Here is a 16,415-nt window from a genome sequence, read left to right as displayed (position 1 = left end):
TGATAAGCAGGCTCTGAGATGGTTGACGATTCACAAGACACAACGCACTTTGGCTTTCAGACTGTCGCCAAAGCGCAGAAAGCTGACATGGTGGCCCACGTATTTCATTCCGTGGCGGCGAAGTACGATGTGATGAATGACCTGATGTCGTTCGGCATTCATCGCTTGTGGAAGCGCTTCACCATTGACTGTAGCGGTGTACGTCGTGGACAAACGGTGCTGGATTTAGCCGGCGGTACAGGCGATTTAACCGCGAAATTCTCTCGTCTGGTGGGCGAAACCGGTCGTGTTGTTCTCGCCGATATTAATGACTCCATGCTGAAAATGGGACGCGAAAAGCTGCGTAACATCGGCGTGGTGGGGAATGTGGAATATGTGCAGGCAAACGCCGAAGCGCTGCCATTCCCGGACAATACCTTTGACTGCATCACGATCTCTTTCGGTCTGCGTAACGTGACCGATAAAGAAAAAGCGCTGCGCTCCATGTACCGCGTGCTGAAGCCGGGCGGCCGTCTGCTGGTGCTCGAGTTCTCTAAACCGATCATTGAGCCGCTGAGCAAAGCCTACGACGCCTATTCCTTCCACGTGCTGCCGCGTATTGGTGAGCTGGTGGCTAACGACGCTGAAAGCTACCGCTATCTGGCAGAATCTATCCGTATGCACCCGGATCAGGACACATTAAAAGCCATGATGCAGGATGCAGAATTTGAGAATGTTGAATATTTCAACCTGACGGCGGGTGTCGTCGCGCTGCATCGCGGTTACAAATTCTGAGTGGAGGTGTCCCGTGCCCTTTAAACCCTTAGTCTCCGCAGGTATCGAGAATGTAATGAACGCTTTTCTGTATCGCGCTCCGGCGCTGAAAGCTGCACGTCAGCGGCTTAACGGGAAAGTATTACGCATTGTTTTAAAAGAGTTCTCGACGCCGCTTGTGCTGGTATTCAGCGAACGCCAGCTTGACGTTCTGGGGGCGTGGGAAGGTGAAGCCGACTGCTCGGTCATCACGCACATGAGCGTGCTGCCAAAACTGCGCGATCGCCAGCAATTAACGGCGCTTATCCGCAGCGGTGAGCTGGAAGTGGAAGGCGACATTCAGGTTGTGCAGAACTTCGTTGCGCTTACCGATCTGGCGGAGTTCGATCCGGCAGAGCTGCTCGCGCCTTTTATCGGCGACATTGCCGCCGAAGGCATCGGGAAAGTCCTTCATGGTGGCGCGTCCTTTGCGCGTAAAAGCCTCCAACGCCAGCAACGCTATGCGGCGGAAGTGCTGACTGAGGAGTGGCGAATGGCACCCGGGCCACTGGAAGTTGCATGGTTTGCGGAAGAGACCGCTGCTGTTGAACGTGCGGTTGATGCGTTAACCAAACGGCTGGAAAAACTGGAGGGCAAATGACGCCTGGTGAAATTCGGCGCCTCTATTTTATTATTCGCACCTTTTTGAGTTACGGGCTCGACGAGCTTATCCCCAAAATGCGTATCACGCTGCCGCTTCGTATCTGGCGGCGGATGCTGTTCTGGATGCCCAATCGCCATAAAGGTCAACCGCTGGGTGAGCGTCTGCGCCTGGCGCTGCAGGAGCTCGGTCCGGTTTGGATTAAATTCGGACAGATGCTGTCGACCCGCCGCGATCTTTTCCCGCCTCTGATTGCCGATGAGCTCGCGATGCTGCAGGATCGCGTTGCACCGTTTGACGGCGCGCGCGCGAAAAAGCAAATTGAAGAGGCGATGGGAAATGTACCCGTCGATACCTGGTTTGATGATTTCGACATTAAGCCACTGGCATCGGCCTCTATCGCGCAGGTGCACACCGCGCGTCTGAAAGAAAACGGCAAAGAAGTCGTTATTAAGGTCATTCGTCCGGACATCCTGCCAATCATCAAAGCGGACATGAAGCTGATTTATCGTCTGGCGCGCTGGGTGCCACGCTTGCTGCCGGACGGGCGTCGCCTTCGTCCACTGGAAGTGGTGCGGGAATATGAAAAAACGCTGATTGATGAGCTAAACCTGCTGCGCGAATCGGCAAACGCCATTCAGCTTCGTCGCAACTTTGAAAACAGCCCGATGCTCTATGTGCCTGAAGTCTATTCTGACTACTGCAGCCAGAACATGATGGTGATGGAGCGTATCTACGGTATTCCGGTTTCGGATGTGGTGGCCCTGGAGAAACAGGGAACGAACATGAAGCTGTTGGCCGAACGTGGCGTACAGGTCTTCTTTACCCAGGTGTTCCGCGACAGCTTTTTCCATGCGGACATGCATCCGGGCAATATCTTCGTGAGCTACGAACACCCTGAGGATCCGAAGTATATCGGCATCGACTGCGGGATTGTGGGGTCTCTGAACAAAGAAGATAAACGGTATCTGGCTGAGAATTTCATCGCGTTCTTCAACCGTGACTACCGCAAGGTGGCCGAGCTGCACGTCGATTCCGGCTGGGTACCACCGGACACCAACGTCGAAGAGTTCGAGTTCGCGATCCGGACCGTTTGTGAACCGATTTTTGAAAAACCGCTGGCGGAAATCTCCTTCGGGCATGTGTTGTTAAACCTGTTCAACACGGCTCGCCGCTTTAATATGGAAGTTCAGCCACAGCTTGTTTTACTTCAGAAAACATTACTTTACGTTGAGGGTGTAGGCCGACAGCTCTATCCTCAGTTAGACTTGTGGAAGACCGCGAAACCTTTCCTTGAATCCTGGATTAAGGATCAGGTTGGCATTCCGGCGCTGGTGCGCTCGCTGAAAGAGAAAGGCCCGTTCTGGATAGAAAAAATGCCTGAAATTCCTGAACTGGTTTATGACAGTTTGCGTCAGAGCAAGAACCTTCAGCACAGCATGGATAAAATCGCCCGCGAACTTCAGTCCAGCCGTGTTCGCCAGGGACAGTCACGCTATCTCTTTGGGATTGGCGCAACGCTGCTGCTGAGCGGTACGCTGCTGCTGATTAACCGTCCGGACTGGCAGATGATGCCCGCCTGGCTGATGGCTGGCGGGGTGGTAGTCTGGCTTGCCGGCTGGCGAAAAACGCGCTGAGCGTGCGTCGCTATCGACGGGTCGCATACGTATAATGCGACCTGACTCATTAATCATCTATCCCTGAGGAACATGTATGGGTGGTATCAGTATCTGGCAATTAGTCATTATTGCCGTCATCGTCGTGCTGCTGTTTGGCACCAAAAAGCTCGGTTCTATTGGTTCCGATCTGGGCGCGTCTATCAAAGGCTTTAAGAAAGCGATGAGCGATGATGAGAGCAAGCAGGATAAAACCAGCCAGGACGCTGACTTTACTGCTAAATCCATCGACGACAAGCAAGAAGAAGCCAAAAAGGAAGACGCTAAACGCCACGATAAAGAGCAGGTATAAGTCGTGTTCGACATTGGTTTTAGTGAGCTCCTGCTGGTCTTTGTGATTGGCCTGATTGTGCTGGGTCCGCAGCGTTTGCCGGTGGCAGTGAAAACCGTTGCGGGCTGGGTTCGTGCGCTGAGATCGCTGGCATCGACCGTTCAGAATGAACTGGCGCAGGAGCTTAAGCTGCAGGAATTTCAGGAAAGCCTGAAAAAGGTCGAGAAGGCGAGCATGGATAACCTGACGCCGGAACTGAAAGCGTCAATGGATGAGCTGCGCGAAGCGGCGGAATCGATGAAGCGCTCTTATAGCGTTAACGATCCTGAAAAAGCGAGCGATGAAGCGAACACCATCCATAACCCGGTGGTGAAGGGCAGCGAGGAGCAGCGCGAGGGCGTAACGCCTGCCAGCGCTGAACATCAGGCTGCCGCGCCAGAACAGACGCCGCAGGAAACCGAAGTGAAAAAACAGGCGCAGCCGGAAGAGCCGGTAGCAAAAACGGCGGAAGTGAAGCCCGTTGCGCCCGTTTCCGAATCATCCCCCTCGTCGAGTGATAAAGCGTAAACATGGCAGTAGATGATACTCAACCGCTGATTACGCACCTCATTGAGCTGCGTAAGCGCCTGTTAAACTGCATTATTGCGGTTTTACTCATATTCCTGTGCCTGGTCTATTTTGCCAACGATATCTATCAGGTGGTCTCTGCGCCGCTGATCAAGCAGATGCCGCTGGGTGCAACGATGATTGCAACAGACGTTGCTTCTCCGTTCTTTACCCCCATCAAGCTGACCTTCTGGGTGTCGTTGATTGCCTCTGCACCGATCATTCTTTACCAGGTGTGGGCGTTTGTGGCGCCAGCGCTGTATAAGCATGAACGCAAGCTGGTGATCCCGCTGCTGGTGTCCAGCTCGCTGCTGTTCTATATCGGCATGGCGTTTGCCTATTTCGTTGTCTTCCCGCTGGCCTTCGGCTTCCTGACGCATACCGCGCCGGAAGGGGTCCAGGTATCGACGGACATCGCCAGCTACCTCAGCTTTGTGATGGCGCTGTTTATGGCGTTTGGCGTGGCATTCGAAGTGCCGGTGGCCATTGTGCTGCTTTGCTGGGTAGGGGTAACAACCCCGGATGACCTGCGTAAGAAGCGGCCATATATCCTTGTGGGTGCCTTCGTGGTCGGGATGCTGCTGACACCGCCGGATGTGTTCTCGCAGACGCTGCTGGCCATACCGATGTACTGTCTGTTTGAGGTCGGCGTATTCTTCTCGCGTTTCTACGTGGGCAAAGGACGTCGAGCGGATGACGAAGACGATACGTCCGACAAGACCACTGAAGAGTAAAACCAGCCGCCCGTCAGGGCGGTTGTTATATGGGGATGTGCATGTTTGATATCGGACTCAACCTGACCAGCTCGCAGTTTGCGAAAGATCGTGATGAAGTGGTTGCGCGTGCGTTTGCCGCCGGGGTGAAAGGACTGCTGCTGACAGGCACCAACCTGCATGAGAGCGAGCAGGCGCAGCAGCTGGCGCAACGTTACGATCGCTGCTGGTCTACTGCTGGCGTGCATCCTCACGACAGCAGCCAGTGGACCGCGGAAAGTGGCGACACCCTGTACAGGCTGGCGAAGACGCCAGATGTTGTGGCGATCGGCGAATGCGGTCTCGATTTCAACCGTAACTTTTCCACGCCTGAGGATCAGGAAAAGGCGTTCACTGCCCAGCTTGCGCTGGCAGCAGAGCTTGAAATGCCCGTATTTATGCACTGTCGCGACGCGCATGAGCGTTTCCTGGCACTTCTGGATCCGTGGCTGGAGAAACTGCCCGGCGCGGTTCTGCACTGCTTCACCGGTTCACGCCACGAAGCGCTGGATTGCCTGAAGCGAGGGCTTTATCTGGGCATTACCGGCTGGGTTTGCGATGAGCGCCGCGGGCTTGAACTTCGTGAACTACTGCCGGTAATCCCGGCTGACCGACTGCTCCTTGAAACCGATGCGCCTTATCTGCTACCGCGCGATATGAAACCCAAACCGGTATCGCGGCGAAATGAGCCCGCGTATCTGGGGCACATTGTTGAGAGCGTTGCGAAGTGGCGCGGAGACGATCCGCACTGGCTTTCGGCGCAGACGGATGACAACGTGCGTAATCTGTTCGGGATAAACGTTTAAAGTTTGCGGAAGTCGGTGTTTTTAACGCTCTGCAGCACCTGCTTGTTCAGCAGATTGAGCAACAGCATAGAGCGCGCTTCCCCGTCCGGCTCGGCAAAAATCGCCTGCAGGCCTTCGAAAGCGCCTTCGGTAATCACGACGCTATCGCCCGTGTAAGGGGTTTCGGGGTCGGTGATCCCTTCAGGTTGCTGATAAACCGACAGCTGGTGAATGACTGTCGACGGGACCGTTGCCGGGTGGGCGCCAAAACGAACGAAGTGGCTGACGCCACGCGTTGCGCTGATGGTGGTGGTGTGGATGACTTCCGGGTCGAACTCCACGAACAGGTAGTTCGGGAACAACGGCTCACTGACGGTTGTGCGCTTCCCGCGCTGCATTTTTTCAAGCGTGATCACGGGTGTCAGGCAATTAACAGACTGACGTTCAAGATGTTCCTGCGCGCGCTGAAGTTGCCCGCGTTTGCAATACAGTAAATACCAGGCCTGCATAATCACTCTTTCCCTTAGTTCGGGGCGCAAGCATATCAAAACCCTGGCGGGATCGCTAAGTTGATTATAATGGGGGAAAATGGAACAGAACGCATAAGTTCACGCTTATTTAACAAAATTACAGCATCAAGCAGGCTTACGCCGTATAATGAAGCGCTTACAGAGAGGCCATGATTAACTGCATGAAATACCACGATCTCCGCGACTTCCTGACGCTGCTGGAAAAGCAGGGTGAACTCAAACGTATTACACTTCCTGTTGATCCTTATCTGGAGATGACAGAAATTGCTGACCGCACCCTGCGTGCCGGTGGCCCCGCATTACTGTTTGAAAATCCGAAAGGTTACTCAATGCCGGTGCTATGCAACCTGTTTGGTACACCGCGTCGTGTTGCATTGGGGATGGGGCAGGAGGACGTCACGGCGCTGCGTGAAGTCGGTAAACTGCTGGCGTTTCTGAAAGAGCCGGAACCACCGAAAGGTTTCCGCGATCTGTTCGACAAGCTGCCGCAGTTTAAGCAGGTGCTGAACATGCCCACCAAACGCCTGCGCGGCGCGCCGTGCCAGCAGAAAGTGCTGGAAGGCGATGCGGTTGATCTGACCAAAATCCCTATCATGCAGTGCTGGCCTGAAGATGCCGCTCCGCTGATCACCTGGGGGCTGACCGTTACGCGCGGCCCGCACAAAGAGCGGCAAAACCTCGGTATTTACCGCCAGCAGTTGATTGGCAAGAATAAACTCATCATGCGCTGGCTGTCGCATCGCGGCGGCGCGCTGGATTTCCAGGAGTGGTGCGCTGCGCATCCGGGGGAACGTTTCCCGGTGTCTGTCGCCTTAGGCGCCGATCCGGCCACCATTCTGGGCGCCGTCACCCCTGTGCCAGATACCCTTTCTGAATATGCGTTTGCTGGCCTGCTGCGCGGAACGAAAACCGAAGTCGTGAAGTGTATTTCTAACGATCTCGAAGTTCCTGCCAGTGCAGAAATTGTGCTGGAAGGTTACCTTGAGCAGGGTGAACTGGCACCAGAAGGCCCTTACGGCGACCACACTGGCTATTACAACGAAGTGGATAACTTCCCGGTGTTTACCGTTACGCACATTACGCAGCGTGAAGATGCGATTTATCACTCCACGTATACCGGACGTCCACCGGACGAACCGGCGGTGCTGGGCGTGGCGCTGAACGAAGTGTTTGTGCCGATCCTGCAAAAGCAGTTCCCGGAAATTGTTGATTTTTATCTGCCGCCTGAAGGATGCTCGTATCGCATGGCGGTGGTCACGATGAAGAAGCAGTATCCTGGTCACGCTAAACGCGTGATGATGGGCGTATGGTCTTTCCTGCGCCAGTTTATGTATACCAAATTTGTTATTGTCTGCGATGATGACGTTAACGCCCGCGACTGGAATGACGTCATCTGGGCCATTACCACGCGAATGGACCCGGCGCGCGATACGGTGTTAGTCGAAAACACGCCGATAGATTACCTGGATTTTGCCTCGCCGGTTTCCGGTCTTGGCTCAAAGATGGGACTGGATGCCACAAATAAATGGCCTGGCGAAACCGACCGTGAATGGGGTCGCCCGATCAAAAAAGATCCTGCTGTGACCGCGCGAATTGACGCGATCTGGGACGAGCTGGCCATAATGAATAACGGTAAACCCTGAGCTGACCGTTAAGCCCTATAGACTTGCCGACAGAGAGAGCGAATGACAACCTTAAGCTGTAAAGTGACCTCGGTAGATGCTATCACCGACACCGTATATCGCGTCCGTTTAGTGCCAGAAGCGCCATTCTCTTTCCGCGCGGGTCAGTACCTGATGGTCGTGATGGATGAGCGTGATAAGCGTCCTTTCTCTATGGCCTCAACGCCAGCGGAGCAGGAATTTATTGAGCTTCATATTGGTGCGTCAGAGCTTAACCTGTATGCGATGGCGGTGATGGATCGGATCCTGAAGGAACGTGAAATCGTGGTGGATATTCCGCACGGTGATGCGTGGCTGCGCGATGACGAAGACCGTCCGCTGATCCTGATCGCTGGCGGTACGGGCTTCTCTTATGTGCGTTCTATTCTGTTGACCGCGCTGGCGCGTAACCCGGACCGTGACATCACCATTTACTGGGGTGGCCGCGAAGAGAAACATTTGTACGACCTGTCTGAACTGGAAGCGCTGAGCGTAACCCATCCTAACCTGCGCATTGAGCCGGTGGTTGAGCAGCCGGAAGAGGGCTGGCGTGGTCGTAGCGGGACGGTGCTGACGGCGGTGTTGCAGGATCACGGCACGCTGGCAGGGCACGATATCTATATCGCTGGCCGTTTTGAGATGGCGAAAATTGCCCGCGACCTGTTCTGTAACGAACGTGACGCGCGTGAAGACCGCCTGTTTGGCGATGCGTTTGCCTTCATTTAAATAAAAAACCCGCCCCTGACAGGCGGGAAGAACGGCAACTAAACTCTCTCTCTTCGCCAATGACGCCAGTGGCGGTGAGATACCTCTCGTAGGCCGGGAAAGCGCAGCGCCTCCCGGCAAAAGCCCGATGGCGCGATGCTTATCGGGCCTACGTTATAGCCTTACACTCTCTCAAACACCGTCGCGATACCCTGACCCAGCCCGATACACATCGTTGCCAGACCAAACTGGGCATCTTTGCGTTCCATCAGGTTGATAAGCGTCGTGCTGATACGCGCCCCGGAGCAGCCCAGCGGGTGACCGAGGGCGATCGCGCCGCCGTTGAGGTTAATCTTCTGGTCGATCTGCTCCATCAGCCCCAGATCTTTAATGCACGGCAGGATCTGCGCGGCAAACGCTTCGTTCATTTCGAACAGGTCGATGTCGCTGGCGGTTAATCCCGCTTTTTTCAGCGCCAGTTTCGAGGCCGGAACCGGGCCGTAGCCCATGATGGAAGGATCGCAGCCCACGACCGCCATCGAACGTATCCGAGCGCGAGGGGTTAAGCCTAACTCGCGGGCACGGCTTTCGCTCATCACCAGCATCGCGGCGGCACCGTCTGACAGCGCCGACGAAGTACCTGCCGTGACCGTACCGGTGACCGGATCAAACGCAGGGCGCAGTGTTGAAAGCGTTTCTACGGTGGTTTCCGGGCGGATCACTTCATCGTAGTTAAATTGTTTCAGTACGCCGTCTGCGTCGTGACCGCCGGTCGGGATGATCTCATTCTTAAAAGCACCGGATTGTGTCGCCGCCCATGCGCGAGCGTGAGAGCGTGCGGCAAAGGCATCCTGCATTTCACGGCTGATGCCGTGCAGACGAGAGAGCATCTCGGCGGTCAGACCCATCATCCCCGCGGCTTTCGCCACGTTACGGCTCATGCCAGGGTGGAAATCGACCCCGTGGCTCATCGGCACATGGCCCATGTGCTCAACGCCGCCCACCAGGCAGGCCTGCGCATCGCCGGTCATGATCATGCGCGCCGCGTCGTGCAGCGCCTGCATTGATGAACCGCACAGGCGATTCACGGTGACAGCCGGAACCGAATGCGGGATCTCCGCCAGCAGCGACGCGTTACGGGCGATGTTGAAACCTTGCTCCAGGGTCTGCTGCACGCAGCCCCAGTAGATATCGTCCAACGCAGCAGGATCCAGCGCCGGGTTACGCGCCAGCAGGCTACGCATCAGATGCGCGGAAAGGTCTTCCGCACGCACGTTACGGAATGCACCGCCTTTTGAACGGCCCATCGGGGTGCGAATCGCATCAACAATGACAACCTTTTCCATTGTGACTCCTTAAGCCGTTTTCAGCTCGCCAACCGGACGGGCTGGCTCAACTGCTGGATAGTAGGGTTCGTTATGGCGCGCTTTGTTACGCAGCCCTTCCGGCACCTCATAAAGCGGGCCGAGGTGATGATACTGCTGAGCCATATCGAGATAGCGGGCGCTGCCGAGCGTGTCCAGCCAGCGGAACGCGCCGCCGTGGAACGGAGGGAAGCCCAGGCCGTACACCAGCGCCATGTCGGCTTCTGCCGGGCTGGCGATGATGCCTTCTTCGAGGCAACGCACCACTTCGTTTATCATCGGGATCATCATGCGGGCGATGATCTCATCGTCGGTGAAGTCGCGTTTCGGCGGGCAAACGTCGGCCAGCAGACCATCCACCACGGCATCTTCTTCTTTCTTCGGTTTGCCTTTGCTGTCTTCTTTATAGCGCCAGAAGCCCAGGCCGTTTTTCTGGCCGAAGCGGTTAGCGTCGAACAGCGCGTCAATGGCGTCGCGATAATCTTTCTGCATACGCTGCGGGAAGCCTGCCGCCATCACCGCCTGAGCGTGGTGGGCGGTATCAATGCCGACCACGTCCAGCAGATACGCCGGGCCCATCGGCCAGCCGAACTGTTTTTCCATCACTTTATCGATTTTGCGGAAGTCCGCCCCGTCGCGCAGCAGCTGGCTGAAACCGGCGAAGTAAGGGAACAGCACGCGGTTGACGAAGAAGCCCGGGCAGTCGTTAACCACGATCGGCGTTTTGCCCATCTTGCTTGCCCACGCCACCACTTTCGCGATGGTTTCGTCAGAGGTTTTTTCCCCACGGATCACTTCGACCAGCGGCATACGGTGTACCGGGTTGAAGAAGTGCATCCCGCAGAAGTTTTCCGGACGCTTCAGCACGCTCGCCAGTTCGCTGATGGGAATGGTGGAGGTGTTAGAGGCCAGCACGGTCTCAGGACGAACCTTGTCTTCCGTTTCCGCGAGCACCGCTTTTTTGACTTTCGGGTTCTCGACGACGGCTTCAACCACTACGTCGACACGGTCGAAACCGCTGTATTCCAGCACAGGCTGAATGGTGGAGATCACGCCCGCAAGCTTCAGCCCGTCAATTTTTCCACGTTCCAGTTGCTTATTCAGCAGCTTGGCAGCTTCGGTCATGCCCAGCGTCAGGGATTTCTCGCTGATGTCTTTCATTACTACCGGCACGCCTTTCCAGGCCGACTGGTAAGCGATGCCGCCACCCATAATGCCAGCGCCGAGTACCGCCGCATGTTTTGGCGTCTCAACGTTTTTAGTCAGCTGTTTGGCTTTACCTTTCACGAACTGATCGTTGAGGAAGATACCGACCAGCGCGCGGGCTTCATTGGTGTGCGCCAGTGGGACAAAGCTCTGATTTTCGAGCTTCAGCGCTTCATCGCGACCGAGACGGGCAGCCGCTTCAATGGTTTTCACCGCCGTGATCGGTGCCGGGTAGTGTTTGCCCGCCGTCTGCATCACCATGCCTTTGGCGATGGTGAAGCTCATGGTGGCTTCAATCTTGCTGAGCTTTAACGGCTCCAGCTTCGGCTGGCGTTTGGCTTTCCAGTCGAGATCGCCGTTAATGGCCTGGCGCAGAATGGCGACAGCGCCTTCAACAAGTTTCTCGGGTTTCACGACGCCGTCGACCAGGCCGATTTTCTGCGCCTGTTCTGCGCCGACATCTTTACCTGCGGCAATGATCTCCAGTGCGCTATCGGCACCCAACATGCGCGGCATACGCACCGAGCCGCCAAAGCCCGGCATGATACCCAGCTTCGTTTCCGGCAGGCCGATGCGCAGGTCTGGTGTGGCCAGACGGTAGTCGGTCGCCAGTACGCATTCGCAGCCGCCGCCCAGCGCATAGCCGTTAACGGCGGAAATGGTCGGGACAGGCAGATCTTCCAGACGATTAAAGACGCTGTTGGCAAAGTGCAGCCACTGGCTCAGCTGTTCTTCCGGAACCAGGAACAGCGAAAGGAACTCGGTGATATCGGCACCAACAATAAAGGCCGCTTTGTTAGAACGCAGCAGCAGCCCTTTTAATTCAGGTTGTTTTTCAAGAACATCCAGCGCCTGGCCAAGACTGGCCACCGTCGCGGTATCAAGCTTGTTCACTGAGCCGGGGGCATCGAACACCAGTTCGGCAATGCCATCTTCCAGCCAGTTGAGGTACAGGGTGTCGCCTTTGTAGAGCATGTCAGTCTCCTGAATCCAGCAAGTGGATCTGGTCATACCAGATGAATCGGAGTGTGGGATTTATGTTAATAAAATGCAAATTACTCATTAAGAAAATGCTGCATTGATCACGGTCGGTGGAAATCACGCAGCCGGAGTGAGGTGTGCTAAGATGCGATGACTTGAGGTCAATAAAACGAAAGGAAGAATGATGGACTCACTGGCTTCGCTTTATAAAAATCATATCGTTACCCTACAAGAACGTACCCGCGATGTACTGGCCCGCTTTAAGCTGGATGCGCTTCTGATCCACTCTGGCGAGCTGATGAATACCTTTCTGGATGACCACGCTTATCCGTTTAAGGTGAACCCGCAGTTTAAAGCCTGGGTGCCGGTGACTCAGGTTCCAAATTGCTGGCTGCTGGTAGACGGCGTGAACAAGCCGAAACTGTGGTTCTACCTGCCGGTCGATTACTGGCACAACGTTGAACCGCTGCCGACCTCTTTCTGGACGGAAGAGATTGATGTAATTGCACTGCCGAAAGCGGACGGCATTGGCAGCCAGCTGCCTGCTGCGCGTGGCAACATCGGCTACATCGGCCCTGTTCCAGAGCGCGCACTGGGTCTGGATATTCCGGCAGACAAACTCAATCCGAAAGGGGTGCTGGATTACCTGCACTATTACCGCGCGTATAAAACCGACTATGAACTTTACTGCATGCGTGAAGCGCAAAAAACGGCGGTGAATGGCCACCGTGCCGCGCATGAAGCATTCCAGTCGGGGATGAGCGAGTTCGACATCAATCAGGCCTATCTGACCGCGACAGGCCACCGTGATACCGACGTACCGTACAGCAATATCGTCGCGCTGAATGAGCACGCGTCTGTGCTTCACTACACCAAACTGGATCACCATGTTCCGTCAGAAATGCGCAGCTTCCTGCTGGACGCAGGGGCAGAGTATAACGGCTACGCGGCCGACCTGACCCGTACCTGGGCGGCGAATGCGGATACCGATTTCGCGCAGCTGATTAAAGACGTGAACGATGAACAGCTGGCGCTGATTGGCACCATGAAAGCCGGAACCAGCTATGTGGATTACCACATCCAGTTCCATCAGCGCATCGCAAAACTGCTGCGTAAGCATCAGATTGTGAAAGACATGAGCGAAGAGGCGATGGTCGAGAACGATCTGACCGGGCCATTCATGCCGCACGGTATCGGTCACCCGCTGGGTCTGCAGGTTCACGACGTTGCGGGCTTTATGCAGGATGATACCGGCACGCACCTGGCGGCACCGTCTAAATATCCTTACCTGCGCTGCACCCGTATTCTGGCGCCGCGTATGGTGCTGACGATTGAACCGGGGATCTACTTTATCGAATCCCTGCTGGCGCCGTGGCGCGACGGCCAGTTCAGCAAACACTTCAACTGGGAAAAAATTGACGCGCTGAAGCCGTTTGGCGGTATTCGCATCGAAGATAACGTTGTGGTTCACGAAAACGGTATCGAGAACATGACGCGAGACCTGAAGTTGGCCTGATGGAAAGCTGGCTGATACCGGCTGAACCGGTCACCTTTGTTGAGGAAATCAAGAAAAGCCGCTTTATTACGCTGCTGGCGCATACCGACGGCGTAGAGGCAGCAAAGGCTTTTGTCGAGTCCGTTCGGGCGGAGCATCCTGACGCACGCCACCACTGCGTGGCGTGGGTGGCAGGGCCGCCGGACGACTCGCAGCAGCTGGGGTTTTCCGACGACGGTGAACCGGCAGGAACGGCCGGTAAACCCATGCTCTCCCAGCTGATGGGCAGCGGCGTGGGTGAAATTACCGCCGTGGTGGTGCGCTACTATGGCGGTATTTTATTAGGTACGGGTGGGCTGGTAAAAGCGTATGGCGGTGGGGTTCAGCAGGCATTGAATATGCTAATAACCACCCGCAAAACGCCGCTCACCGAATATACTTTATTGTGCGATTACGCCCAGTTATCCGGCATCGAAACGTTGCTGAAGCAATTTAACGGTGTCATCGCGCACAGTGAATATCAGGCAATGGTGCAATTACGCGTGGCGCTTCCTCGGGCGGAACTGGCTGCTTTTTCAGCAAAACTGGCTGATTTTAGTCGTGGTTCGTTGCAATTGCTGCCGATTGAAGAATAATCCCCACCTCACTTTTGAATACCAAAGGAAACGGCAGAGATGCATTTTCGTGCCATAACCCGAATCGTTGGACTGCTGGTCATACTTTTTTCCGGGACGATGATTCTCCCTGGACTGGTGGCGCTTATCTACCGGGACGGCGCGGGGCGGGCATTTACCCAGACCTTCTTTGTTGCGCTGGCGATTGGCTCTCTGCTGTGGTGGCCAAACCGTCGTCAGAAAGGTGAGCTGAAATCTCGCGAAGGCTTTCTGATTGTGGTCCTGTTCTGGACGGTGCTGGGGAGCGTCGGTTCGCTGCCCTTTATCTTCTCTGAACAGCCTAACCTGAGCATCACGGATGCCTTTTTTGAATCGTTCTCCGGTTTAACGACGACCGGGGCGACGACGCTGGTGGGGCTGGATTCACTTCCGCACGCCATTCTCTTTTATCGCCAGATGCTGCAGTGGTTCGGGGGGATGGGGATCATCGTCCTGGCGGTGGCTATTCTGCCGATTCTGGGCGTTGGGGGGATGCAGCTCTATCGCGCCGAAATGCCCGGGCCGCTGAAAGATAACAAGATGCGCCCGCGTATTGCTGAGACGGCGAAAACTCTCTGGCTTATCTATGTATTACTGACGGTGGCCTGTGCGCTGGCGCTATGGTTTGCCGGGATGCCTGCTTTTGATGCCATCGGACACAGCTTCGCGACGATTGCTATCGGCGGGTTCTCCACTCACGATGCCAGCGTCGGCTACTTCGACAGCCCAACGATTAACACTATTATTGCCATTTTCCTGCTAATTTCAGGCTGTAACTACGGTCTGCATTTCTCTTTACTGAGCGGGCGCAGCCTGAAGGTGTACTGGCGTGACCCTGAGTTCCGCATGTTCATTGGCGTCCAGCTTACGCTGGTGATCATCTGTACCCTGGTGCTGTGGTTCCATGATGTCTACAACTCCGCGTTGACCACGCTAAATCAGGCGTTCTTCCAGGTGGTATCGATGGCGACGACCGCCGGGTTTACCACGGACAGCATCGCGCGCTGGCCGCTTTTCCTGCCGGTGCTGCTTTTATGCTCTGCATTTATCGGGGGCTGTGCGGGATCGACGGGCGGTGGCCTGAAGGTGATTCGTATTCTGCTGCTGTTTAAGCAGGGCAACCGTGAGCTGAAGCGCCTGGTCCACCCGAACGCGGTTTACAGCATCAAACTGGGGAACCGCGCGCTGCCGGAACGTATCCTCGAAGCGGTGTGGGGGTTCTTCTCGGCGTATGCGCTGGTCTTTATCGTCAGTATGCTGGCGATTATCGCGACGGGGGTAGATGATTTCTCCGCCTTTGCATCCGTCGTAGCAACATTGAATAACCTCGGACCTGGCCTGGGCGTTGTGGCGGATAACTTTGCCAGTATGAACCCGGTCGCGAAATGGATCCTCATTGCCAATATGCTGTTTGGTCGTCTTGAGGTCTTTACGCTGCTGGTGCTGTTCACCCCTACTTTCTGGCGCGAGTAAGGAGCTGTTGATGAAAACACTGATTCTTTTCTCTACGCGAGACGGGCAAACGCGTGAGATTGCAGCCTATCTGGCATCGGAATTAAAAGAGCTGGGTATTTACTCTGATGTGATAAACCTGAATCGTGCGGAGCAGATAACCTGGCAGGATTACGATCGCGTGGTAATTGGCGCGTCAATTCGTTACGGACATTTCCATCCGGCGCTGGACCGCTTTGTGAAAAAGCACACGGCGGTGCTCAACAAATTGCCCGGTGCGTTTTACTCGGTCAATTTGGTCGCACGTAAAGCCGAGAAGCGTACGCCGCAGACCAACAGCTACACGCGCAAGTTTTTGCTTGGCTCGCCGTGGCAGCCAGACCTGTGCGCCGTCTTTGCCGGCGCGCTGCGCTATCCTCGCTACCGCTGGTATGACCGCTTTATGATCCGCCTGATTATGAAGATGACGGGTGGCGAAACCGATACGCGTAAAGAAGTGGTTTATACCGACTGGTCGCAGGTGGCCAGTTTTGCGCGGGAAATCGCACATTTAACGGGCGATTCGCGACTTAAATAAGCGTTAAGTTTGAAAAGTGAGCGAACGAAAAGTTTTTTGTATTTTGTGCTTGTCACTTCAGAATAACTCCCTATAATGCGCCTCCACTGACACGGAACAACGGCTTACAGGCCGCCGGGTTAGCGGGGTTCAGAGATGAACGCCAGCAGAGAAAAGCGAAAATAATCACTTGACTCTGAATGAGGAAAACGTAATATACGTGACCTCGCAACGGTGAGCGAAAGCCGCGTTGCACTGCTCTTTAACAATTTATCAGACAATCTGTGTGGGCACTCAAAGTGACATGGATTCTTAACGTCTTCGGACAA

The 16,415-nt window shown here is 55.3% G+C and carries 16 protein-coding genes; 13 read left to right on the top strand and 3 right to left on the bottom strand.

Annotated elements, in window-relative coordinates:
* Positions 1 to 18: 18 nt before the first annotated feature.
* The 7 genes from ubiE (at position 19) to tatD (ending at position 5,504) form a co-directional block, all read left to right on the top strand.
* The gene (ubiE, locus tag FU672_RS21450; RefSeq protein ID WP_008501525.1) at positions 19 to 774 is read left to right on the top strand and encodes a bifunctional demethylmenaquinone methyltransferase/2-methoxy-6-polyprenyl-1,4-benzoquinol methylase UbiE; all 756 of its coding nucleotides are present in this window, start codon (positions 19 to 21) and stop codon (positions 772 to 774) included.
* A gap of 13 nt (positions 775 to 787) precedes the next feature.
* Complete coding sequence (gene ubiJ / locus FU672_RS21445) at positions 788 to 1,393, top strand: ubiquinone biosynthesis protein UbiJ (protein ID WP_148244747.1); 606 nt, start codon at positions 788 to 790, stop codon at positions 1,391 to 1,393.
* Positions 1,390 to 3,030 carry a ubiquinone biosynthesis regulatory protein kinase UbiB gene (gene ubiB, locus FU672_RS21440; RefSeq protein WP_148244746.1) on the top strand — a complete coding sequence of 547 codons (1,641 nt, stop codon included), beginning with the start codon at positions 1,390 to 1,392 and terminating at the stop codon, positions 3,028 to 3,030. The genes ubiJ and ubiB overlap by 4 nt, the downstream gene beginning before the upstream one ends.
* Before the next feature lie 76 nt (positions 3,031 to 3,106).
* Positions 3,107 to 3,361, top strand: coding sequence for a Sec-independent protein translocase subunit TatA (tatA, locus tag FU672_RS21435; RefSeq protein WP_148244745.1), 255 nt, complete (start codon positions 3,107 to 3,109; stop codon positions 3,359 to 3,361).
* Positions 3,362 to 3,364: 3 nt separating this feature from the next.
* Positions 3,365 to 3,907: a Sec-independent protein translocase protein TatB gene (tatB, locus tag FU672_RS21430; protein ID WP_047652234.1), complete on the top strand. Its 543-nt coding sequence runs from the start codon at positions 3,365 to 3,367 to the stop codon at positions 3,905 to 3,907.
* Positions 3,908 to 3,909: 2 nt separating this feature from the next.
* Positions 3,910 to 4,680, top strand: coding sequence for a Sec-independent protein translocase subunit TatC (gene tatC / locus FU672_RS21425; RefSeq protein ID WP_148244744.1), 771 nt, complete (start codon positions 3,910 to 3,912; stop codon positions 4,678 to 4,680).
* Positions 4,681 to 4,721: 41 nt separating this feature from the next.
* Positions 4,722 to 5,504 carry a 3'-5' ssDNA/RNA exonuclease TatD gene (gene tatD / locus FU672_RS21420; RefSeq protein ID WP_148244743.1) on the top strand — a complete coding sequence of 261 codons (783 nt, stop codon included), beginning with the start codon at positions 4,722 to 4,724 and terminating at the stop codon, positions 5,502 to 5,504.
* On the opposite strand, the gene rfaH is transcribed toward tatD, so the two are convergent.
* On the bottom strand, positions 5,501 to 5,992 hold the full coding sequence (gene rfaH, locus FU672_RS21415; protein WP_023333788.1) for a transcription/translation regulatory transformer protein RfaH: 492 nt from the start codon (positions 5,990 to 5,992) through the stop codon (positions 5,501 to 5,503). The genes tatD and rfaH overlap by 4 nt on opposite strands.
* 173 nt (positions 5,993 to 6,165) lie before the next feature.
* On the opposite strand from rfaH, the gene ubiD reads away from it, so the two are divergent.
* Together ubiD and fre are read left to right on the top strand one after the other, a co-directional pair.
* Complete coding sequence (gene ubiD / locus FU672_RS21410; protein ID WP_187360838.1) at positions 6,166 to 7,656, top strand: 4-hydroxy-3-polyprenylbenzoate decarboxylase; 1,491 nt, start codon at positions 6,166 to 6,168, stop codon at positions 7,654 to 7,656.
* 42 nt (positions 7,657 to 7,698) lie between these two features.
* A complete protein-coding gene (gene fre, locus FU672_RS21405; RefSeq protein ID WP_008501516.1) occupies positions 7,699 to 8,400 on the top strand; it encodes an NAD(P)H-flavin reductase in 702 nt (233 codons plus the stop codon).
* 161 nt (positions 8,401 to 8,561) lie between these two features.
* Here fre and fadA read toward each other — a convergent pair whose 3' ends face one another.
* Together fadA and fadB are read right to left on the bottom strand one after the other, a co-directional pair.
* Positions 8,562 to 9,725, bottom strand: coding sequence for an acetyl-CoA C-acyltransferase FadA (gene fadA / locus FU672_RS21400; RefSeq protein ID WP_148244742.1), 1,164 nt, complete (start codon positions 9,723 to 9,725; stop codon positions 8,562 to 8,564).
* Between the two features lie 9 nt (positions 9,726 to 9,734).
* Entirely contained in the window at positions 9,735 to 11,924 is a 2,190-nt protein-coding gene (fadB, locus tag FU672_RS21395) for a fatty acid oxidation complex subunit alpha FadB (protein WP_148244741.1), read from the bottom strand.
* A gap of 190 nt (positions 11,925 to 12,114) precedes the next feature.
* On the opposite strand from fadB, the gene pepQ reads away from it, so the two are divergent.
* The 4 genes from pepQ to hemG are packed head-to-tail and all read left to right on the top strand — an operon-like array spanning position 12,115 to position 16,107.
* Positions 12,115 to 13,446 carry a Xaa-Pro dipeptidase gene (gene pepQ / locus FU672_RS21390; RefSeq protein WP_148244776.1) on the top strand — a complete coding sequence of 444 codons (1,332 nt, stop codon included), beginning with the start codon at positions 12,115 to 12,117 and terminating at the stop codon, positions 13,444 to 13,446.
* Positions 13,446 to 14,060: an IMPACT family protein gene (locus FU672_RS21385; RefSeq protein ID WP_148244740.1), complete on the top strand. Its 615-nt coding sequence runs from the start codon at positions 13,446 to 13,448 to the stop codon at positions 14,058 to 14,060. The genes pepQ and FU672_RS21385 overlap by 1 nt, the downstream gene beginning before the upstream one ends.
* 39 nt (positions 14,061 to 14,099) lie before the next feature.
* Positions 14,100 to 15,551, top strand: a complete 1,452-nt coding sequence (gene trkH, locus FU672_RS21380) for a Trk system potassium transporter TrkH (RefSeq protein ID WP_023309600.1) — start codon at positions 14,100 to 14,102, stop codon at positions 15,549 to 15,551.
* 10 nt (positions 15,552 to 15,561) lie between these two features.
* Positions 15,562 to 16,107 carry a menaquinone-dependent protoporphyrinogen IX dehydrogenase gene (hemG, locus tag FU672_RS21375; protein WP_148244739.1) on the top strand — a complete coding sequence of 182 codons (546 nt, stop codon included), beginning with the start codon at positions 15,562 to 15,564 and terminating at the stop codon, positions 16,105 to 16,107.
* Positions 16,108 to 16,415 lie beyond the last annotated feature (308 nt).

Source organism: Enterobacter asburiae (assembly GCF_008080435.1).
Lineage (GTDB): Bacteria > Pseudomonadota > Gammaproteobacteria > Enterobacterales > Enterobacteriaceae > Enterobacter > Enterobacter asburiae_C.
Note: the sequence above shows the minus strand (reverse complement) of the source record. Positions and strands in the feature narration are given on the sequence as shown.

What these genes read in the sequence shown, in the direction of transcription:
- ubiE (WP_008501525.1), top strand. Translation starts at nt 19, where the DNA reads ATGGTTGACGATTCACAAGACACAACGCACTTTGGCTTTCAGACTGTC.
- pepQ (WP_148244776.1), top strand. Translation starts at nt 12,115, where the DNA reads ATGGACTCACTGGCTTCGCTTTATAAAAATCATATCGTTACCCTACAA.
- fadA (WP_148244742.1), bottom strand. Translation starts at nt 9,725, where the DNA reads ATGGAAAAGGTTGTCATTGTTGATGCGATTCGCACCCCGATGGGCCGT.
- fadB (WP_148244741.1), bottom strand. Translation starts at nt 11,924, where the DNA reads ATGCTCTACAAAGGCGACACCCTGTACCTCAACTGGCTGGAAGATGGC.
- tatD (WP_148244743.1), top strand. Translation starts at nt 4,722, where the DNA reads ATGTTTGATATCGGACTCAACCTGACCAGCTCGCAGTTTGCGAAAGAT.
- FU672_RS21385 (WP_148244740.1), top strand. Translation starts at nt 13,446, where the DNA reads ATGGAAAGCTGGCTGATACCGGCTGAACCGGTCACCTTTGTTGAGGAA.
- tatC (WP_148244744.1), top strand. Translation starts at nt 3,910, where the DNA reads ATGGCAGTAGATGATACTCAACCGCTGATTACGCACCTCATTGAGCTG.
- tatA (WP_148244745.1), top strand. Translation starts at nt 3,107, where the DNA reads ATGGGTGGTATCAGTATCTGGCAATTAGTCATTATTGCCGTCATCGTC.
- trkH (WP_023309600.1), top strand. Translation starts at nt 14,100, where the DNA reads ATGCATTTTCGTGCCATAACCCGAATCGTTGGACTGCTGGTCATACTT.
- ubiB (WP_148244746.1), top strand. Translation starts at nt 1,390, where the DNA reads ATGACGCCTGGTGAAATTCGGCGCCTCTATTTTATTATTCGCACCTTT.
- rfaH (WP_023333788.1), bottom strand. Translation starts at nt 5,992, where the DNA reads ATGCAGGCCTGGTATTTACTGTATTGCAAACGCGGGCAACTTCAGCGC.
- hemG (WP_148244739.1), top strand. Translation starts at nt 15,562, where the DNA reads ATGAAAACACTGATTCTTTTCTCTACGCGAGACGGGCAAACGCGTGAG.
- fre (WP_008501516.1), top strand. Translation starts at nt 7,699, where the DNA reads ATGACAACCTTAAGCTGTAAAGTGACCTCGGTAGATGCTATCACCGAC.